This is a genomic window from Leptothoe sp. ISB3NOV94-8A (assembly GCF_043421595.1).
GTDB lineage: Bacteria > Cyanobacteriota > Cyanobacteriia > Phormidesmidales > Phormidesmidaceae > Leptothoe > Leptothoe turfae.
This window is the reverse complement of the sequence record NZ_JAXSQW010000001.1, coordinates 5,371,571-5,390,731: the sequence shown is the minus strand read 5'-3', so window position 1 is coordinate 5,390,731 and position 19,161 is coordinate 5,371,571. Positions and strand designations below refer to the sequence as shown.

The following is a 19,161-nucleotide window of genomic DNA, read 5'->3' as shown; positions in this document are numbered from 1 at the left end:
TGCGATCGCATCTGTGGCGTTACCTAAGCAACATCGACTGCGAGCTTCGCGTTCTTTTTCTAAGGTTTATCGTCAAGGGCGTCGAGCTAGCGGTCATTGTCTAGCCATTAAAGCCCTTAAAAATCCTTTGCCCGTTGAAAGCTCATCAAGTGAGCTTTCAACGGGCATCTGTTTTGGAGTGTCCATTAGTCGAAAAGTACATAAGCGAGCCGTTGTACGTAACCGCATCAAACGACAAATTCATTCGGCTCTAAGGCTCCTGCTGCCCAGGGTCGAAGGAACTTGGTGGGTTGTGATCAATGTCAGATCTGCTGCAACAATCTGCCAATATTACGATTTTTTGCGAGAATTAGAGAATCTATTGGTAGAGCTAGAGGTGCTGCATGGCAATTAAAGAGGAAGTGTATTACGAGGGCGGCCCCCACATTGGTGATTTAATTTTGCACTGCGTGCTGGCGCTGACATTGGTCTTCATTCCCCTTACAGTTGGCTCTATTATTCGTGCTCTGTGGGTTCGCTATCGCATCACCAATCGTCGCATTTCGGTTACAGGGGGCTGGATGGGACGTAACCGAACTGATTTGATTTATTCAGAAGTAACTCGTGTGGCCGTTGTGCCTCGCGGTTTGGGACTTTGGGGTGATATGGCGGTGCAACTCAAGGATGGTAGTCGCTTAGAGTTGCGGTCTCTGCCTAATTTTCGCGATCTCTACGACAAAATCACTGAACATATTTCTGCTAAAGCTAGAAAAGCTAGTGGTTTGCCCACTTAGAGAAACTTCCTGGGTAACGTTTTAAGCTCATAACAGTTTTTCTCTGGTAAATCCATAAATAAAAACTACAGGCTCATAACTTTCTGCCCTGACCCCAAGTAGGGATAACCGTCAATTTATAGGTCAAACACCGTCTCAAATAGTTTTGTGTGGGTGAAATAACTAACCCTTTTTGCAGCGGATCGACCTAACGCCTGCAATATTCAGATACATTAGAGTTCGGTATGCAATTTGCTCGGTAAGCGCGCATGGATTTCGGTATTGGATTTCTAACGAACAATATAATGCTGCCAATCCTAGATTTTTTCTATGGGATTGTGCCCAGCTACGGTTTAGCCATTGTGGCTTTGACTCTTCTTATTCGCTTTGCGCTCTATCCGCTTAATGCCGGATCGATTCGCAATATGAGGCGCATGAAGATTACCCAGCCTCTTATGCAGAAAAAGGTCAAGGAAATCCAAGAGCGCTACAAAGACGATCCTGCCAAGCTCCAAGAGGAGATGGGCGGGGTTTACAAGGAATTTGGTAATCCATTGGCAGGCTGCTTTCCAGTGGTCTTGCAGATGCCTATTTTGTTTGCATTATTTGCAACACTTCGAGGATCACCGTTTGCTGATATTACCTATCCTGTAAATTTCCAAATCCTTCCTCAAGATTCGATCGAGCAAGTTCAGCCCCAAGCATTTTCCGCCAAGCAATCTAACCTTTATATTGCCGACGGTAAGCATTTCTCCATCGCTCCAGTTCTGCCCGGTGGTAACCGTATTGGTGTTGGCGATAGTGCCGTGATTCGTTTACAGACCCCTGAAGGTGAGTCTGTGAGTCAGTTAGCTGACAAGTATGCCGAAAATCCAGCTGTCTTTACTCCCATTTGGGAGGTCACTAAGGGGCAAGACCTGGTCAAGGTTGATGAAAATGGCCAAATTACGGCGCTAGCTCTGGGTGACGTCACTATTCAGGCAAAAGTCAAAGGGTTGGCTGCCAATAAAGGTTTCTTGTTTATCAAAGAGCTAGGGCGTATTGGTGCCCTCGGTGACGAAGGGGAAATCCACTGGGACATTCTCGGCATGATTTTGTTCTTTGGTGTAAGCCTTTATGTCAACCAGCTTTTGTCCGGTCAGTCTTCCAGTGATAATCCTCAGCAAGAGACTATTACTAAGCTGACACCTGTATTATTCTCGGGTATGTTCTTGTTCTTCCCCCTGCCCGCAGGTGTATTGCTCTACATGGTACTGGCGAATGTTTTCCAGACAGCTCAATCATTTATCCTGTCTAGAGAGCCCCTACCTGATAATATTCAGGCTTTAGTTGATGCCGAGGAAGTTAAGACAGCAAGTGCTGATCGTGGGCCACTAGCATTTGAGCCTGGAGCAAAGAAAGCGGCAGATAAGGGCAAGTCTAGTTCTGCTCGGTCTAAGTCAACTAGTAAAACATCTGCCAAGAACAATAAGTCCACCAACAAGGCCACATCTTCCCGCTCTAAAGGGAATAAGAAATCTGGTGGTAGTTCTAAAAAAAAGGTCTCTAACCGATAGCTAAAGGTACACTTGTGGTTGGCATAAAATTCGCTGAAGCGGGTGTGAGTGATTTATGGGCGAACAGCAAGATAAAGGCGGTATCCAATGGCTATCGCAATTGCTAGATCATCAAGGCGTTAAGACAGATGTAACTGGTGAGCATATAGACGATGCTCTAGGGGATAGTAGCTTCTGGCTCACTATCGATGATTCCTCTTTGACCCAGGCTCAAATTGACGGCCTTGTAGGAGATCGAGGTCGTGTTCTAGATGCGATTCAGTATTTAGCAAATACAGTGCTGAATATTGGGCAAGACGTTGACAATCAGCAGTCTTATACGATTGAGCTGCATGGCTACCGTCAGCAGCGTCGCGATGAACTTAAGTCAATTGCAGAAAGGGCCGCAGAAGATGTGCTGTCCAGTGGTGGTGAGCATGAAGTTTCTGATTTATCGTCTGCTGAACGTAGGCAAGTTCATACGTTCTTAAAGGCCCATGGTGGCTTGGAAACCTTTAGCCGTGGCCGAGAACCTGACCGTCGGTTGGTGGTTCGTGCTTTGTCGAATACTGACTTTGCCAATGCAGAGGATGAGTAGGTCTTGAGGGTATCTTGCTGCACCTGAGCCTTGGACTAATTGATTCTTTTTTGGCCCTTCAAAGTGATTAGATAGCGGCCCATGCAACGGATATATATTCCCCATTTGATTAAAGATCCGAGCAAGACTCGGATAATAGAGGTCGATGACTATCTCAGCGATCTAGAAACTCTAACGCCGGTTAAGGGGCGCATACAAATTCAGCATCGTGGCAATTTTTTAGAGGTCTCAGCCCAGGCTGAGACCATTGCTACGTTGACATGTCACCGTTGTTTGCAAAACTATAATGCACGCATCCAGGTTGATACTTCAGAGTTTATTTGGCTACAGGAGCTGCAGCCTGAATCCTATGCCGAAGAGGTAGAAGTTAGCTTGGACGATTTAGTGGAAACCTTGCCGCCCCAAGGCCATTTTGAGCCCGCTAAGTGGCTCTATGAGCAGTTATGTTTAGCCATGCCTCAGCGGCAGCTCTGTGACCAAAGTTGTGAGGGAATTCCCAATCCGGTGGCCAGTAGCGACGATGCTTCAGCTGAAACAGATCAACGCTGGGCAGCTTTATCTGCTTTGAAGCAACAACTTTCTGATTAGTCACCCAGTTTTTATGGCATTTAACGATGAGTTAGGACTACTTATTCGAGCCCGCTACCCGTTGGTGTACGTTCCCACCCGAGAAGAGGAGCGGGCTGAAGAGTCGATTGCTAAGGTTGCTGCTACTACGGGTAATCGAGCTGTTTATGTGTGGGATTTTGTTGATGGCTATCGAGGTAATCCCAATGATGAAGGGGTTGGTCGTCGAAATCCACTCCAAGCCTTAGAGTTTGCTGACAAGTTATCGTCTTCTGCTCCAGCTATATTAGTCCTTCGTGATTTTCATCGTTTTCTAGACGATATTGCTATCTCACGAAAGCTGCGGAACCTGGCGCGGATACTAAAGGCTCAGCCTAAAAATATAATTATTCTGTCAGCTCAGTTGACTATTCCGGATGAGTTAAGTGAGCTACTGACGGTTTTGGAGTTTCCACTCCCTACGGTTGATGAAATTCGTAGGGAAATAGAGTCCTTGCTAGGGGCTATGGGAAGTTTGCCGGGGCCTAAAGCATTAGATGCTCTCGTGCGTTCTTGTCAGGGGCTGTCAATGGAGCGCATTCGTCGGGTATTAGCACGGGGGATAGCGGCCAATGGGGCCTTTAGCCCTGATGATATTGATTTAATTCTGGAAGAAAAGCGTCAAACGATTCGCCAGACGCAGATTTTGGACTTCTATCCTGCTACCGAAAAAATTTCTGATATTGGTGGTTTGGATAATCTGAAAGACTGGCTAATTAAGCGCGGTGGTTCATTCTCTGAGCGAGCAAGGCAGTATGGGTTGCCTCATCCCAGGGGATTGATGCTAGTGGGCATTCAGGGGACAGGTAAATCTCTGACAGCAAAGGCCATTGCCCATCATTGGCATCTGCCTTTGTTGCGTTTGGATGTAGGGCGTTTATTTGCTGGTCTTGTGGGCGAATCAGAGTCTCGTACCCGGCAAATGATTCAGCTGGCAGAGGCGTTGGCTCCTTGTGTGCTTTGGATCGATGAGATTGATAAAGCATTTGCTGGATTTGAGGGTCGTGGTGATTCTGGCACTACAAGCCGTGTTTTTGGCACCTTTATTACCTGGCTATCCGAGAAAACATCTCCGGTGTTTGTGGTAGCGACAGCTAATAATATTGGTGCGTTACCGCCAGAACTATTACGACGTGGCCGATTTGATGAAATCTTTTTTGTGGGTTTGCCGAGTCAGGCTGAGCGAGATGCCATTTTCAATGTGCATCTAAGTCGGCTGCGTCCCCATAATGTGAAAAGTTACGATACCCGTCGCCTTGCTTACGAAACTCCTGACTTTTCTGGAGCGGAAATTGAGCAAGCCATTATTGAAGCGATGCATATTGGCTTTAGTCAAAATCGTGATTTTACCGTAGATGACATTCTGGAAGCGGCTAGTCAGTTAGTGCCGTTAGCCCGTACCGCTAAAGACCAGGTAGATGCTCTGCAAGCTTGGGCTGCATCAGGTAAAGCTAGACTGGCGTCGCGGCAGTCTATGTTGAGCGATCGCATGAAGGATTTGGACGGTTAGAGCCTCATCAGAAAAGGTCTTAGTGTCAGATATCTGAATAAGAGATAACTTTCTACAGAAAATAGGGTATAACCGTAGGACATTCTGTGAGTGTCCCTGATTGTCTACAGTAGCTATGGCGTCCAACCGATTTAATATCCAGGCGTTTTTGGTGAGTCTGCTCAAGTTTATTGGCGGAGTCGCGATCGCGCTATTCGTTATCTCTCTTGCTGGAGTTGCGACCGCCCGCTATTTCTTGACCCAACTTTCCAGCTTGCCAGAGCGTCCGGTTTACGAAAATGAGTTGCCAGCGCAGCCTCAACAGGCGAGCGATACCAATACGGAACCTGCGCCTCAGGCTGCTGTCGAACAACCTTCTGAGCCTCAGCCAACAACAGCTCCGACCCCCGCTAATGAAGCCAAAGCACTCTATAAGGTTGTCGTTACCTACGGGACCGGTTTGTTGGTGCGTGCGGGTGCAGGTGTGGATTATGAAACGATTGATGGCATCGACTATGACGAAACTGTCGAGGTTTTAGAAGAGTCTGGCCGCTGGTTTAAAGTTCGCACTGGTAGCGGTGTTGAGGGTTGGATTAAGGGCCAAGGGAATACTCAAAAACTTTAGTTTGACTAGTTTTATATCAAATCCAAATTCAGTAACCCCGATTAACAATAGACAATCCTGTAGGGGCACTCCCTTGTGGATGCCCCTCTCTATCGGGCGCTTATCGTGATTACCCTGAATGCCGATGGTTATTGGTGTAATTTATCCTTGCTCCGGCCCACTGGAGCTTGCTTCTCAACGTTTGATAATAAGACTGGTTCCGCCGCAACAGCACAAATTTTGCCATGTGTTCCGCCATCCAAATATCTACCCGTTGCCCTGGCCAAATAGAAGTAGCCATGACGCCATCCATCCACAGTTTGGTGGTCATGGCAGGATCGACAAGGGGCCAAACACTAACAACACTGCCAGATGGGATCACCACCGGACGACTGGATAAACTCAGGGGACAAATCGGGGTGACCACAATGGCATCCATCCCAGGATGCACAATGGGTCCATTCGCGGCAACTGTATAGCCTGTTGTACCAGTAGGTGTGCTGATTAAAAGGCCGTCTCCTTGGTATTGGTCAACCACCTCTCCATCAATTTCCATTTCTAAAATTGAGGTAATCATGCGGTCAGGTGAAGCGGGCTTGACACACATTTCATTGAGGGCCCAATATACCTCGCTGAGGGGTTCACGATTACTGCGATTCCCTTCGTGGATGCAGGCGCGGAGCATCATACGCTGTTGCACTGCATAACGATCGTTCTGTAGCCGATCAAGAATCTTTTCGAAATCATCAATTTCATCTGATGATTCTGTTAGGAAGCCTAAGTGGCCACCAATGTTGACGGCCAAAATTGGGATTTTTTCGGGTGCTAAGTGGCGTGCTGCCGCAAGGGCTGTACCATCACCACCCAGCACAATTGCTAAGTCAATGGGCTGCTGGGCAGAGGCTAAAAAAACAGGATAGGGATTATCTTTGGGGCCGCTGGGGCCAAGCAGTACACTGGCACCACGTTTTTCTAAGAGCTGGGCACATTTCTCGGCCCAGCTTTTACTTTGCTGATTACCTGCTTTGTGAACAATGATGACTTGGTTGAGCTGCACGGTAGTGGAGAAAATGAGGAGTTACTTGACTGATTTCCAGTTGACAGCAGCTTGTTCCAAGACGTAGTTCGCTAGGCTAGTGATTTCATCTTTGCTGAGCTGATCGCTATAGGCGCTCATCAGGCCTTTGCCATTGGTAATCAGGGTTGCGATCGCATCCATAGACTCATAACCATGACGCTTTAAAGCCCGTTGCTTTAAGTTTTTGCCTCGGCGAATGATATTAGCTCCATTGGGATGACATCCGGCACAGTGAGTCTCAAATAATTTTCTGGAGTCTATTGTGTCTGCCCACGCCATGGCTGAAGTGCTAAACCATAGGCTGGCGGCAAGTAAGCAGCAAGCCAAATAACCAGGCATGAGACGTTTAAGCCTGGTTAGATATAAGCGCCAAGACGTGAGTAAACATGAGAATGTTGAACTGAATATGGAGCTAAAGACAGAAGCCGACATTAAAATCAAAGGGGCGAGCAATTCGCTTCCTATGGTAATGGTTTACGACCTTAGGAAAATGAGCCTGGTACAACTTAAGATCAGTTTTCTCCGCTGACAGAGGCGCTAAACTGTGGATGATTTGAGTGTAGGTTACAAGTTTGCCGTGTTATGAGAAAAGCAGCACTATTGATGAGCCTAATGGTGGTATCGGCAGTTGCTGGCGGCAGCTTTGCCTATGGATGGTACAGTGTGACGAATGTGTCACCCCACAATAATCCAACAGCAGCACCAGTAACACCATCCACACCAGAGACTGATATAGCTGCGACTCAGTATTCTGAGTCGGTAATACGCCGTAAATCATCAGGTGTAACTGCCCATCAGCCATCAATGCGTCAGCAACTGTCTCACATATCTAACAAAAATGGTGAAATTAGCCTGACTCTAGATGAGCCTCAGCTGACGCAGCTAGTCAACGATGCTATTCTCAGTCAACCTGTGGCGGCTCAACTTTTAGCGAATGCCCAATTGTTGCAGACAACTCTCCAGGGCGAATTCATTGAAACGGGTGCGGTGCTGAATTTGTCAGAACTGCCACGAGAAGCATTGTCTACCGAGCTACAGACCAGTCTGGATCAGTTGACCAGTGCTGTGCCTATGCTAACCAATCGCGATATTTACATTGGGATTGTTGCCCGTCCTCAAATACAAGACGGCAAAATTACTCTGAATCAGGACCTTAGCTTCAAAATAGGCCAGTTTACCCTGCCCCTGGCGGATGTTGCTGAGCAGATGGGGTTTTCTACCAGCGAAATCGAGCAACGCCTTAATGGATTGCTCGATCAACAAGGGGTCATTTTAGAAACCATTGAAATTCTAGATGAGCAGCTGGTGATCACAGGAATTAAATCCTAATGACTATGACCAGCAACGAGATCACCAGGATTCAAAATCATTGATTTTTGGGTTCTAGTCTGAATCACTGGGCCGTACACCTTTCATAATGCGTGATAGCTCACTCTTCTCGTCCACAGAAACCCGAGTGGGTGAACCGCTGATAATGCGCTCTAGGTTACGGAAGGAGTCCTTGATTTCCGGGCCATTGGCACTGATGGTGTATTCACGGATAGCCTTGTCATGCCAAGATCCCCGCATCTTGAATACATTCAATGCCCGAGACATTTGACCACGTATTTCCACATATTGCAGCATTAAGATGGTGTCTGTGATAGTGGAAATATGCGAGTCAGTAATGGAATGGGAGCCCATAAACTGCTCCGTAGTGTTTGTAAAGAAACCAGTGATTTCTTCCTGTTTGGCATAACCCGTTACACCAATGACAAACTGACGGAATGAATTATTGCTGACTCCGCGATCCAAAGCTGACAGAGAATCGATGGCAATACGTGAGGGCTTAAACTGTGCAATCTCAGACTTAATAATCTGCAAGTGGTCTTCGAGTCCAGCAGATTCGGGATATGCGCAGATGATTTTGAGTAGTCCCGCGCGCTCTAACTCCTCAAAGTCAATGCCCCAGGAGTAAGCATTTCTAGATAGCTGTGCGCGAGATTCTTCGTAGGCAAAAAGAATGGAACGCTCTTTTGCCTGACAGCCATTTTCAATGAACTTACTAACCAGCAACGTTTTACCTGTCCCTGTTGCCCCGGTGGCCAAGATAATTGAGTCCTTAAAGAATCCACCGCCACACATTTCATCCAGGGCTTTGACTCCAGAGGAGACCCGTACATTCGATGAACGTTGAGTCAGGCGCATTGCCCCCAACGGAAAGATGTTGATACCGTTTTGGGTAATGGTGAAAGGGTATTCCCCTTTCATATGGGTCGTGCCCCGCAGCTTGAGAATTTCGATGGTACGGCGACGACGCTCCCCTTCGAGGACATTGCGAACAATAACGACGTTATCTGACACAAATTCCTCGACTCCAAAGCGGGCAACGGGACCATACTCGTCCACGCGCTCTGTTGACATTAGAGTCGTCACGCCCATTTGTTTAAGACGCGCAACTAATCGAAAAATTTCACGCCGGACTACACCAGCTGCATCGTATTGCTGAAAAACGGCTGTAACCGAGTCGATGGATACCCGTCGTGCCTTGTACTTACGAATAGCGTATTGAATCCGCTCAATTAATGCTGAGAGGTCGAAATTACCTACGATTTCTTGACCTTCGGGATCGGGGGATGCATCCAGAATGAATAGCTTGCCATCATCAATGAGCTTCTGTAGATCCCAGCCAAAGCTGCAAGCATTTTGAATGATGTCGGCAGGTGACTCTTCGAAGGTGACAAATACACCGGGTTCATCAAAATCTGTGATGCCGTTATATAGAAACTGTACGGCAATCAAGGTTTTACCAGTACCTGAAGTTCCACTGACGAGGGTCGAACGCCCGGCAGGCAGACCACCATGACTGATGTCATCAAAGCCTTCCATCATGGTGCGAATTTTTCTTACGCCCGCCAAGGTATTATTCGAGGGGATTTCACCTTGAGAAGACTGAGTCATAACTTAGTAAATTGACCTGTTAAAAAAATAGTGAGTTGGCCTGTAAAAAAATACAGTGGGAGAAAAGAACATTACTAATATTTCAACAGGTTAAGTTATCAAGAGCAAGCACTATAGATGATTCTGCTCCAAGAACATCGTGCGTACTGGCATATATTGCCAAAAACTCTATATTTCATGCTTGTGAACTGTATGCAAAGGAGCTTGTGTCATGAGCGTTGCCCAATTGGTGCATTACACTTCTATCCTTTGCCACATTCCAGTCTGGAATGCATAAGCAACGCTTCTCAAAAATCGAAACATTACTTTAAGACTGATAAGTTACTTTGGTAAAATAGGCTAATCATCCTCCCTGAGCTCATCATAAAGCAAGTCTAGACCGATCAGGACGCGCTCACGGTCAGACAGGTCGCCAATGATTTTACGAACAGGAGGCGGTAGGATTTTTGCCAAGGTTGGAGTCGCTAATATTTTGTCTTCTTCAGCGAGCTGTGGATTTTGTAAGACATCAATGACCTTTAATGCATAAACGCCCTGAAACTCTTCTTCCAAGATCGTGTTGAGCATTTTGAGTGCCCGAGTAGAGTTTGGGGTATTGCCAGCAACGTAGAGTTTTAATATGTAGGTCTTTTTATAGGCCATTGAAGGGTTCCCGAATGTGTGGCAGATGTGGAGTACAAGAGTCCATAAATAAAATTGGGACGTGCGTAAATCAGATTCTATGATTCACGTGGAATAGAGCGACGGTACATTTCACATAGATGGGCCAGCACATCAATTAGGGTTAAGCGATAGTCCAATAAAATTTCCTCACTACGTCCTTCCATGTGGAGCTGCTTTGAAAAATTGTCCATCAGTTCCATATGGATTTCGACAACCTTAGAAATGGATACGTCAGCAAAGAACGCTAAGTTAACGTAGTCATCAATACGTTGATTTAGGCTTTTGTCATCCGATGAAAAATAACTCAGGATGATTTGACGATAGTCTTGACGCAATTGATCTAAAAACTCATGACGCTCCTCCACGGTCATGTTGCGTACAAAATTTTGAGAATTACGCTTGTAATACACACCCAAATAGCCTAAGCGTTCTTGGAGTTTTTCAGTCAGTCGCTGCTGCTGAAGGCTCAACAGAAATATGCGATTATCCCGGTTTTCTGTTGGAGAACCTTCATTATCAACGACAGTGCTAGAGTTGGCTGGCAGTTTTAAAAATTGGCTGATGGCTTTGTGAACCTGGTCTTCAATGGTATCTAATTGACCTGGACTGATCTGGATAACAGCATCGTGATACTGGGTGCGTTGCTCTAAAGCATCCTGTGCTGAGATCACTAAAGTAGGCAGCAAAATATCACGCTCCCACAGCTCATGTAGTAAATCCCAACCATCTTGATTAGGTTGGACAACCAAACAATCAATCCGATGACGATTACTGATGGTCCACTGCACAAACTCTGTGTGCGTCTGGCTCCAACTAATAGCAAAAGGACTGTGGGTGAGCGTTTTCTTGAGAGACTCCGCCATAGAGGCCTGAGCCGTATAAATTCCAACCAGGAAGCGTGCAGCCAAAATTGAGATGAATGTTACGCAATGTTAATTGATTTATTGCACTATTTAACAGCTTATTGTTTATCTATGGAGACGATATTTTATATTTTTATGCGAATTGGGAGATGAGTAGCCAATGAGTACAAAAGTTTGCAGTCAAAGGAAAATTTAATAGGTACTTTTTATCAAAACTAAGCATATAGGCTACGAGTGGTAGCTATGGCAAACTTAAGTATTTTTATCTGGGAGTTATTTTTGGCGTCCTCAGATGTCTGTACTTAAGGGCGCTTAGGGGAGACATATTGCCTCAGAAGAATAATTACGGACAAGTGTTCCATTGTTATTGTGATCTGAGCACTGCATAATCAACGAGCATGGAGGGATTCGAACCCCCGACCGCCAGAACCGGAATCTGGTGCTCTATCCAGCTGAGCTACATGCCCTCGTTTCTAGCTTAGTTTATCCAGGAACCGTGCTTAATATTAGCACTTGTGTTCGTATCTGTCTTTGCCTTTACGTTAAACGTGTTGATGGCATACGCTCATGGGGGTGTGCAAGATGCGTGCTGCGTGCTGGATATTCAGAATTTATCAAAAGCTTTTGGTCAGCGTCAGGCACTATCGGCTTTGACCCTGAGGTTGGAGTCAGGTGAAGTGTATGGTCTGTTAGGGCCTAATGGAGCTGGAAAAACCACAACCATTAATTTGCTCAGTGGTTTATTACGACCCGATCACGGACAGGTGTTGATTGCTGGGCAGCCTGCTGCTGAATCAACCAAGCCATATTTGGGGATTATGCCGCAGCAAAACCTGCTGTACCAAAGTCTTACCTGTGGGGAGAACCTGGCATTCTTTGCCAAAATCTATGGCCTGGAATCTACAGCGCGATCGCAACGTATCCAAACCTGCTTGACCGCTGTCAATCTTCAAGATCGGGTTAACAGCGTTGTTGGTTCCTTAAGCGGTGGTATGCAGCGACGGTTGAGTTTAGCCATTGCCATTGTGCATCAGCCAAAGTTAGTGGTCCTTGATGAACCTACCACCGGATTAGATATTGAAGCGCGCTACGAGGTCTGGGATTTAATTCGGCAGCTTAAGCAACAGGGGGTAACGGTGCTGCTAACTACTCATCTACTTGATGAAGCAGAACGACTGTGCGATCGCATCGGTTTTCTTAAGCAGGGTTGCTTACTGGCTCAAGGGAGTCTCCCGGAACTGCGAAGCCATATTCCAGCTGAGGAGGTGGTGATTCTACAGACGGCAGATGAAGAGGCCGCCATTGCCCAAGCCGCCAACCATGGATTTACAATGCGCCGCTATGACACTCACCTGGCGTTTTGGATACCTGAGCGATTAGAACTCAGAGAGCTAATTGCCAAATTTGATGGCATTCCGATAGATTCCATTGCCCGCAGTCCAGTCACCTTAGAGCATATTTACTTAGAAGTGACCCGTTCAGTCTGAAGATACGTACTCTGTCTATCGTAAATACCCTAAACCCTTGTGAGTAGTCTGATTAAACCCTTTCTTCAAAGTAGGTTTATTGAAGTTCACCAGGTGTTCATGGGCATGCTTAGGGGACTGGGGTAGTCTATATTTAGTTCGAGAGAACGCTTATGACTACTGCGTTTGCAGCTTAAATTTAACTTCTATTCTGACTGACTTTTTAGCAGTTTCCTTTATACAGATCTATTTATTGCAAGACGGGCCTCAGCGTAATGTTGAGGCCTGTCTTCTATTTATTCAACGTAGTTCAGCCTCCATACCAGGGCAGAGGGTGAACTACTTTAAAGCGCTGGCTAACCCGGTTAATATAGCGTTGGGTTTGCTCTGTAGCGTTGGCATGATTGTCCAACAAACGTATGGTTAAATTTCTGCTTGTGGTGATTCCAGCGTTTTTAGTAATTGCGATCGCAATCCTGTCGGTACAGAACGCCACCCCGATTTCCCTACAATTTTTGGCGTTTCGTTCGGTGGCCCTACCGTTTGGCTTGTGGTTAGGGATTGGCCTGGCAGCTGGCCTGGTCGGCACAGCGGGTTTACTCACCGTGTTTTCAAGCAAACGCCGGTAGGGAAACTGTCAGGTGTAAATTGTGAGTTGTTGGTCCCAATCCATTGCTAATTGAGCAGTTATAACACTCATAAAGTTCAAGATTCAGAACTATGTAAAGATCGCTCCGCCCATCAACTTTGTATAACGACGGTTCAACTCTTTTTTAATTAATGGCCACTGCTCCAAAGTCGAGTCTTGCTGGATGAGCTGCTCTGCTGCTGTCCGGGCTAGCTCCAAAACCTCTTGATCATTCACCAGGCTGGCCAAAGCAAAGTCAGGCAGTCCTGATTGACGGGTGCCTAACACCTCACCAGGACCCCGGAATCGCAGATCCATCTCAGCAATGAAGAACCCATCTTGCGACTGTTCTAGAACCCGCAGTCGCTGCAAAGCCGTTTCGCTTTTACTACTGCTCATCAATAGGCAATAGGATTGGTCAGCCCCTCGTCCTACACGTCCCCGTAGCTGATGCAGTTGTGAGAGACCAAAGCGCTCAGCATGTTCAATGAGCATGACACTGGCGTTGGGCACATCCACCCCAACTTCTACCACTGTGGTGGATACCAAGATCTGGGTATGGCGTTCCCGAAATTGCGTAATGGCCGCATCTTTATCAGCAGAGCTCATGCGCCCATGGAGCAGACCGACGTTGAACTCAGGAAAAACAACCTCGCTCAGACGCTGATGTTCTTCAATGGCGGAACGCAAGTCCAGCTTTTCAGATTCATCAACCAGGGGTAGCACGATGTAAATCTGTCGGCTTTGGGTGATCTCACGTCGAATCAAATCGTAGGCATGGTTGCGATCTCGACCAGCTAATAATGTGGTTTGAATGGGCTTACGCCCGGGCGGGAGTTCGTCAATTTGGCTAACGTCCAGATCTCCATGCAATGTCAGGGCTAGAGTTCGCGGTATAGGCGTAGCCGTGAGGGTGAGCACGTGGGGATTGTCACCTTTTTGCTGGAGCTTAGCCCGCTGAGCTACCCCAAACCGATGTTGCTCATCGATGGTGACGAGACCTAAACGACTAAATTTCACAGGATCTTCGATCAAGGCATGGGTTCCTACCAGGATGGGGAGTTCTCCCGTTTCGAGTTGGGAATGAATTTCCCGGCGCTTGGCGGTTTTGGTGGAACCAGTTAGCAGTTCTACGGGTAAGTGCAATAGGTTAAACCATTCCACTAACTTGCGGTAGTGCTGCTCTGCTAACACTTCTGTGGGGGCCATCAGGGCTGCCTGATATCCTGCCTGAATGGTTGCGAGGATTGCCACCACTGCCACTACGGTTTTCCCGGAGCCCACATCTCCCTGCACTAGTCGATTCATCGGTGTGGACTGCTGCAAGTCCACCAGAATTTCCTGCACTACCCGAGCTTGAGCCTCTGTCAGGCTAAAGGGCAGTACCCCATAGAACTGATCGATCAGCTCACCAGTAGGGGCCATGTGAATTTGAGTGTGAGCCTGTTGCTGTTTGCGACGGGACAGCAGACCTAATTGCAAATAGAAGAATTCATCAAACACCAGACGGCGGCGGGCAATTGCCAGAGCCTCACTATCGGGTGGAAAGTGAATGTGCGCAATTGCCACCGTTAGTTGAATCAAACCATGTTGCTCCCGCAGCGCAGTGGGAAACGGCTCTCGAATTTCTATAGCGGCGGGCAAGGCAGCGACCACTGCCTTACGGACCAGTGGGGCAGGCACACCTTCTGTCAGGGGATATACAGGGACCACGCGACCTACCGTGTCGGAGTCAATGGCTTCCTGGGTATTTCCGAGTACCTCCAGGTCTGGATCGTCTAAGGTGATGCCATATTTTCCTTTTTTTACCAAGCCCGAGGCAGCTAATGTAGAGCCGACTGGGTAGAGACGCTTTTGACGTTCTTGCCAAGCTCGGTTACGAAAGCGCGCTCCGGCCAAGAATCGATTGAGTTTGAGGGTGCCAGTGCCGTCGTAGAGACTGAGTTCAAAAATCGTCAGTTTTGCATTGCGAGGACTATTGAAGCAATTGCAACGCCGCACGGTGCCCACAATCGTCACGGTGTCACCCGCTTTAAGATCTCGAATTTTGACCTGGCGGGCATAGTCTAGATGGTCGCGAGGATAGTAATAGAGCACATCCCGGACGGTATACAGCCCTAACTTTGCGAGTCGTTCGCTATTCTTGGGGCCGATGCCTTTGAGATAAGTGATGGGCTGATCTAGGGGATGGCCTGAGCGAGGTAAGCTCGGTGTCTGAGTAATTAAGGATTTGGTTTTAGGGCGTTGGTTGGATCTTGATGATGGACGACCGACCGCTTCACTAGCCTTAGGGCTGGGCTTTTCTAATAGTTGACGACTCTGCTGTAAAAACCGTCGAGTGTTGGCCACCAGATGCTGCCGTTGGGCAAAGCTGAGGGCGCTATATTTATCGAAGTCTTCCGAGAGATTACGCCAGCGTTCTTGGTCAATGGCAGGCAGACTGCTGGGGACCTTGCGTAAGCTATCTCGCAAAAATTCGCTAAATCGTTTTTGATGGCCTTGCAGGTCATTGAACCCCGCTTCAGCTTCGACACTCAGTGCCTTTTGCAGACGGATCCAGTCGGGCTGATCAGCCATTAGTCGTTGGTCCAGCTAGCTCTCCAGGCGTCTTCGGCTTGTGCGATCGCAAGCTGTCGTTCAGCATCCTTATAGGCATGGCCAACACGTTTCAGATGCGCCATTTTCTTCCGAATATGGCTTCGCCAAAGTGCGACGTTCGTCTCCGCAAATTCAATTTCCGAGAGCCGTAAATGAATCATGACAAAATCGGGCAGAGACTCTAACTGGAGAAATTGAGGCATCGATATAGATGCTTCAGAACGATTTTCGTCCCCATCTGAATCTTGGTCTGATGTGTCTTCGCCAGTAATAATAGCGGCGGCAATCTCAGCGTCAGCCCACTGCTCATCGAGCTTATGATCTTCACCTTCGTCAGGCTCGCCATCACTCTTTGAAAATCTACTTTTCTCGGGTTCGTGCAGGATCTTGATCGATAGTCTGACCAAATTAGGTGTTTTCATGGGGATATGGCCTAGACGTTCTGACTCTGACGTCGCCGCTAACAATGCATGGGGGATCTCTGGCATTACATTTGCTGTTCGCAAAAGCTCATTTGCCTTCTCGGAGACTGCCTTGAGCACATCTCGAATAGCTTTCTCAATTAAAATTTGCCGCCGCATGATTTGTGCAGGTTGTAGTGGTCCTGACGGTTCGGTTTCTGGCTGTGACTCCTCTAAACGCTCACTATCCATGAGTGAACGAATATCGGCTAAGAGTTTTGCTTGAGATCGCTGTGTTTGGGGTGACTTGCCAGGGTGTGTGTGATGTTCTTGGTCCTCAACTGTATCAGCTGCTGAGGGGCTGGTTTTAGGCGTTGATTCTGATTGCTCTCTGGCAGAAGCTGCTTCTAAAAATAATTGCCGAATGACGGCGAGGCCATCTTCCTCTGCTGGTTGTAAGCTCAGGCGCTTTGCTGTAGCCCATTTGTCCTGTAGGTGAGTGTGAATGCGATTGCCCAACTCGCGCAGCTTGTGCTGTAAACGATCACGTTGGGACAAGCTCAGTTCTAAAAAACTCTCAGGATAAACCTGCGTACAAATATGATAAGCCGCTAATATTAGCTGGCGTTTGCTTGCCTGACTTAAAACTTGTAAATATTTATCGATTAAGCCTTCAAGCTCAGTGGCAATATCAGCAGTTTGCGTCTGAAGCTTGGAAAGCTGCTGTTCAATATGACCACTTGCGTTACCCATTAGCGCAGATATTAGACAAAAAACGTGATGTAGAACGGCATTACAATGCCGTAAATCCCAGTATAGGCGCTATGACAAATGTTCTAATATTTCAGAGCCATTTGCCTAATTCATAAATACTGACATCTGAGGTGCTATAAGTACTTGCCCCTAGCCAATGGAAAGATATAAAAAAGGCAGGCAAGCACTTGGGCTTGCCATACCGATTTAGAAAAAAATTATCCACACAGAAGAGGACTATTTCTTTTTCTTTTTGCCTTTCTTCTTTGCTGTTTTAGGAGCAGTTTCAGTAGGCTTCTCGTCTTTAGCTTCCGCTTTAGGAGCTGCTGCTTCAGCAGGCTTCTCCTCTTTCTTTTGACCTGTTTGAGCAGCGACTTCTGCTGCAAAGTTTTCCTCTTTCTTCTCAATACCTTCACCTAGAGTGAATCGTGAGAAACGGCGAACCTGGATATTTTCACCTAGAGTTGCCACTAACTGTTTGATCAACTCTTCAATAGTGATGTTTTGATCCTTAATGAAGGGCTGGTCTAATAAAGATTGTTCTTTGAGACGCTTTTCAATACGACCATCTACGATCTTGGCGCGGATGTTTTCAGGTTTCTTAGCAAGATCCTCGCGACCCATTTCAATTTCCCGCTCGCGGTCAATGGAATCTTGAGGAATATCGCTGGTTCTAACAACTTCAACGTTAGGGCATGCTGCTATCTGCATAGCAATGTCGCGTGCTAGAGCCTTGAACTCTTCCCGACGGGCAACGAAGTCTGTTTCGCAGTTGATTTCCACAAGGACACCCACACGACCACCGGTGTGGATGTAACTTTCCACTAGACCTTCTGCCGCAACTCGGCCTTCCTTCTTAGCCGCTGAAGTAATACCTTTCTGACGGAGCCACTCAATGGCCTTCTGTAGATCACCGTCCGATGCTTGGAGGGCTTTTTTACAGTCCATCATGCCTGCGCCAGTAGTATCACGCAGCTCTTTTACTTGCTTTGCAGAAATGCCTGCCATTATCTCCTCCTACACTAATGCTCTACTTTGAAAAAATATTTTGACAGAACAAGCTTTTTGCCAATGTTAAGACCTGCGCCTAAAGCATCAACAGCTGAACCTATGGTGGGGATCAGCTGCTATATGTAATGCAAAAGCCTACAGCGTTTTATTCGCTCTCTGCTTCATCTGCGGCATGTGCTGCTAGCACTTCATCTGCCGCAGGTGCTGCTGGTACTTCATCTGCTGTAGGAGCGTCTCCAGCATTGGGAATATCGGCTGCATCATAATCATAGTCTTCTTCGGCACTTGGATAGTCGGCGTAAATGTCGCCTTCATCACTATTGTCCTGCGGTGCCTGACCATGGGAACCCTCATAGATGGCATTCGCTAAGCTACCTAGAATTAACTTGATTGAACGAATGGCATCATCGTTGCCGGGAATTGGAATATCAACCACATCGGGATCACAGTTGGTATCCAATAGTGACACAATTGGAATCCCTAATTTCTGACACTCTTGCACTGCGTTATATTCACGCTTGATGTCAACCATAATGACTACGTCTGGCAGACGCCGCATCAGCTTAATACCACCCAGATATTTTTGAAGCTTCTCGAGTTCACGACGCAAAACAGCAGCTTCTTTTTTCGGGCGTAGAGCTAGAGCTCCTGTCTCTTGCATGCGCTCTAGCTCTTTGAGACGCTCTACACGTGTTTTAATGGTGGTCCAGTTGGTTAGCATTCCACCTAACCAACGCTGGTTGATGTAGTAAGACCCACAACGTCTGGCTTCTTCAGCGACAATTCCGGCAGCTTGGCGCTTAGTGCCCACAAACAAAAACTTCTGACCTTTCTCTGCTGAAGTCCGTACGAAGGAATAAGCGTTATCGAGCAGCTGAGCCGTCTGGACTAGGTCAATAATATGTACACCGTTACGTGCGGTAAAAATATACCGATCCATTTTAGGGTTCCAACGGCGGGTCTGATGACCAAAATGAACCCCTGACTCAAGCAGTTGAGCCAATGTTACAACAGGCATTTAATTCTCTCCTTTCGGGTTAAACCTCCACCTGGTGCGCATTTCAGTCGTTAAGTGTAGGTTTTACTTCACCTGACTTTGACTGAAACACCCGAAATATCCAAGTGTGTGAATTTTTTGACAGCTAAACTAGGGTAACACAGCAAGTTGCTGACTTC

Annotated in this window: 19 protein-coding genes and 1 tRNA gene; 10 read left to right on the top strand and 10 right to left on the bottom strand. The window is 47.1% G+C overall.

The window, feature by feature from the left end; translation table 11 throughout:
• Positions 1-13 precede the first annotated feature (13 nt).
• The 7 genes from rnpA to SPB21_RS23045 all read left to right on the top strand — a co-directional run bounded on the left by rnpA (position 14) and on the right by SPB21_RS23045 (position 5,605).
• On the top strand, positions 14-394 hold the full coding sequence (rnpA, locus tag SPB21_RS23075; protein ID WP_163665727.1) for a ribonuclease P protein component: 381 nt from the start codon (positions 14-16) through the stop codon (positions 392-394).
• Positions 384-773, top strand: a complete 390-nt coding sequence (locus SPB21_RS23070) for a PH domain-containing protein (protein ID WP_006516821.1) — start codon at positions 384-386, stop codon at positions 771-773. The genes rnpA and SPB21_RS23070 overlap by 11 nt, the downstream gene beginning before the upstream one ends.
• A gap of 248 nt (positions 774-1,021) precedes the next feature.
• Positions 1,022-2,308 carry a membrane protein insertase YidC gene (yidC, locus tag SPB21_RS23065; protein ID WP_499867809.1) on the top strand — a complete coding sequence of 429 codons (1,287 nt, stop codon included), beginning with the start codon at positions 1,022-1,024 and terminating at the stop codon, positions 2,306-2,308.
• A gap of 55 nt (positions 2,309-2,363) precedes the next feature.
• Positions 2,364-2,885: a Jag family protein gene (locus SPB21_RS23060; protein WP_499867808.1), complete on the top strand. Its 522-nt coding sequence runs from the start codon at positions 2,364-2,366 to the stop codon at positions 2,883-2,885.
• An 81-nt stretch (positions 2,886-2,966) separates the two neighbouring features.
• Positions 2,967-3,473, top strand: a complete 507-nt coding sequence (locus SPB21_RS23055) for a YceD family protein (RefSeq protein ID WP_163665719.1) — start codon at positions 2,967-2,969, stop codon at positions 3,471-3,473.
• Positions 3,474-3,486: 13 nt separating this feature from the next.
• Positions 3,487-5,001: a Ycf46 family AAA ATPase gene (locus tag SPB21_RS23050; RefSeq protein ID WP_163665717.1), complete on the top strand. Its 1,515-nt coding sequence runs from the start codon at positions 3,487-3,489 to the stop codon at positions 4,999-5,001.
• Positions 5,002-5,116: 115 nt separating this feature from the next.
• The gene (locus tag SPB21_RS23045) at positions 5,117-5,605 is read left to right on the top strand and encodes an SH3 domain-containing protein (RefSeq protein ID WP_163665715.1); all 489 of its coding nucleotides are present in this window, start codon (positions 5,117-5,119) and stop codon (positions 5,603-5,605) included.
• A 109-nt stretch (positions 5,606-5,714) separates the two neighbouring features.
• Here SPB21_RS23045 and SPB21_RS23040 read toward each other — a convergent pair whose 3' ends face one another.
• Positions 5,715-6,641 carry an NAD(+) kinase gene (locus SPB21_RS23040; protein ID WP_499867807.1) on the bottom strand — a complete coding sequence of 309 codons (927 nt, stop codon included), beginning with the start codon at positions 6,639-6,641 and terminating at the stop codon, positions 5,715-5,717.
• Positions 6,642-6,662: 21 nt separating this feature from the next.
• Positions 6,663-7,001 (bottom strand): c-type cytochrome, encoded by a 339-nt coding sequence (locus SPB21_RS23035; RefSeq protein WP_499867806.1) that lies wholly within the window; start codon positions 6,999-7,001, stop codon positions 6,663-6,665.
• A 243-nt stretch (positions 7,002-7,244) separates the two neighbouring features.
• On the opposite strand from SPB21_RS23035, the gene SPB21_RS23030 reads away from it, so the two are divergent.
• A complete protein-coding gene (locus tag SPB21_RS23030) occupies positions 7,245-7,991 on the top strand; it encodes a hypothetical protein (RefSeq protein ID WP_163665711.1) in 747 nt (248 codons plus the stop codon).
• 54 nt (positions 7,992-8,045) lie between these two features.
• Here the strand turns inward: SPB21_RS23030 and kaiC are convergent, their stop codons facing one another.
• The 4 genes from kaiC to SPB21_RS23010 all read right to left on the bottom strand — a co-directional run bounded on the left by kaiC (position 8,046) and on the right by SPB21_RS23010 (position 11,595).
• Positions 8,046-9,602, bottom strand: coding sequence for a circadian clock protein KaiC (kaiC, locus tag SPB21_RS23025; protein ID WP_163665709.1), 1,557 nt, complete (start codon positions 9,600-9,602; stop codon positions 8,046-8,048).
• A 339-nt stretch (positions 9,603-9,941) separates the two neighbouring features.
• Positions 9,942-10,244: a circadian clock protein KaiB gene (gene kaiB / locus SPB21_RS23020; protein ID WP_006516811.1), complete on the bottom strand. Its 303-nt coding sequence runs from the start codon at positions 10,242-10,244 to the stop codon at positions 9,942-9,944.
• Between the two features lie 77 nt (positions 10,245-10,321).
• Positions 10,322-11,173 (bottom strand): circadian clock protein KaiA, encoded by an 852-nt coding sequence (locus SPB21_RS23015; protein WP_250565578.1) that lies wholly within the window; start codon positions 11,171-11,173, stop codon positions 10,322-10,324.
• A gap of 348 nt (positions 11,174-11,521) precedes the next feature.
• Positions 11,522-11,595, bottom strand: a tRNA-Arg gene (locus SPB21_RS23010).
• An 87-nt stretch (positions 11,596-11,682) separates the two neighbouring features.
• Between SPB21_RS23010 and SPB21_RS23005 the strand changes: the two genes are divergently transcribed.
• Both SPB21_RS23005 and SPB21_RS23000 read left to right on the top strand, forming a co-directional pair.
• The gene (locus tag SPB21_RS23005) at positions 11,683-12,615 is read left to right on the top strand and encodes an ABC transporter ATP-binding protein (protein ID WP_250565005.1); all 933 of its coding nucleotides are present in this window, start codon (positions 11,683-11,685) and stop codon (positions 12,613-12,615) included.
• 398 nt (positions 12,616-13,013) lie between these two features.
• Complete coding sequence (locus SPB21_RS23000) at positions 13,014-13,223, top strand: DUF1049 domain-containing protein (RefSeq protein WP_163665700.1); 210 nt, start codon at positions 13,014-13,016, stop codon at positions 13,221-13,223.
• A gap of 89 nt (positions 13,224-13,312) precedes the next feature.
• Here SPB21_RS23000 and recG read toward each other — a convergent pair whose 3' ends face one another.
• The 4 genes from recG to rpsB all read right to left on the bottom strand — a co-directional run bounded on the left by recG (position 13,313) and on the right by rpsB (position 19,003).
• Positions 13,313-15,799: an ATP-dependent DNA helicase RecG gene (gene recG, locus SPB21_RS22995; RefSeq protein ID WP_499867805.1), complete on the bottom strand. Its 2,487-nt coding sequence runs from the start codon at positions 15,797-15,799 to the stop codon at positions 13,313-13,315.
• A complete protein-coding gene (locus SPB21_RS22990; RefSeq protein ID WP_163665696.1) occupies positions 15,799-16,974 on the bottom strand; it encodes a hypothetical protein in 1,176 nt (391 codons plus the stop codon). Before SPB21_RS22990 ends, recG begins: the two co-directional genes overlap by 1 nt.
• Positions 16,975-17,211: 237 nt before the next feature.
• Positions 17,212-17,982: a translation elongation factor Ts gene (gene tsf, locus SPB21_RS22985; RefSeq protein ID WP_499867804.1), complete on the bottom strand. Its 771-nt coding sequence runs from the start codon at positions 17,980-17,982 to the stop codon at positions 17,212-17,214.
• A gap of 148 nt (positions 17,983-18,130) precedes the next feature.
• Positions 18,131-19,003 (bottom strand): 30S ribosomal protein S2, encoded by an 873-nt coding sequence (gene rpsB, locus SPB21_RS22980; protein WP_163665692.1) that lies wholly within the window; start codon positions 19,001-19,003, stop codon positions 18,131-18,133.
• Positions 19,004-19,161 lie beyond the last annotated feature (158 nt).

Coding starts and splice junctions, on each gene's coding strand:
- rpsB (WP_163665692.1), bottom strand. CDS start 19,003: ATGCCTGTTGTAACATTGGCTCAACTGCTTGAGTCAGGGGTTCATTTT.
- SPB21_RS23070 (WP_006516821.1), top strand. CDS start 384: ATGGCAATTAAAGAGGAAGTGTATTACGAGGGCGGCCCCCACATTGGT.
- SPB21_RS23000 (WP_163665700.1), top strand. CDS start 13,014: ATGGTTAAATTTCTGCTTGTGGTGATTCCAGCGTTTTTAGTAATTGCG.
- recG (WP_499867805.1), bottom strand. CDS start 15,799: ATGGCTGATCAGCCCGACTGGATCCGTCTGCAAAAGGCACTGAGTGTC.
- yidC (WP_499867809.1), top strand. CDS start 1,022: ATGGATTTCGGTATTGGATTTCTAACGAACAATATAATGCTGCCAATC.
- SPB21_RS23005 (WP_250565005.1), top strand. CDS start 11,683: ATGGCATACGCTCATGGGGGTGTGCAAGATGCGTGCTGCGTGCTGGAT.
- SPB21_RS23045 (WP_163665715.1), top strand. CDS start 5,117: ATGGCGTCCAACCGATTTAATATCCAGGCGTTTTTGGTGAGTCTGCTC.
- SPB21_RS23060 (WP_499867808.1), top strand. CDS start 2,364: ATGGGCGAACAGCAAGATAAAGGCGGTATCCAATGGCTATCGCAATTG.
- SPB21_RS23030 (WP_163665711.1), top strand. CDS start 7,245: ATGAGAAAAGCAGCACTATTGATGAGCCTAATGGTGGTATCGGCAGTT.
- SPB21_RS23055 (WP_163665719.1), top strand. CDS start 2,967: ATGCAACGGATATATATTCCCCATTTGATTAAAGATCCGAGCAAGACT.
- SPB21_RS23050 (WP_163665717.1), top strand. CDS start 3,487: ATGGCATTTAACGATGAGTTAGGACTACTTATTCGAGCCCGCTACCCG.
- SPB21_RS23035 (WP_499867806.1), bottom strand. CDS start 7,001: ATGCCTGGTTATTTGGCTTGCTGCTTACTTGCCGCCAGCCTATGGTTT.
- kaiC (WP_163665709.1), bottom strand. CDS start 9,602: ATGACTCAGTCTTCTCAAGGTGAAATCCCCTCGAATAATACCTTGGCG.
- kaiB (WP_006516811.1), bottom strand. CDS start 10,244: ATGGCCTATAAAAAGACCTACATATTAAAACTCTACGTTGCTGGCAAT.
- SPB21_RS22990 (WP_163665696.1), bottom strand. CDS start 16,974: ATGGGTAACGCAAGTGGTCATATTGAACAGCAGCTTTCCAAGCTTCAG.
- tsf (WP_499867804.1), bottom strand. CDS start 17,982: ATGGCAGGCATTTCTGCAAAGCAAGTAAAAGAGCTGCGTGATACTACT.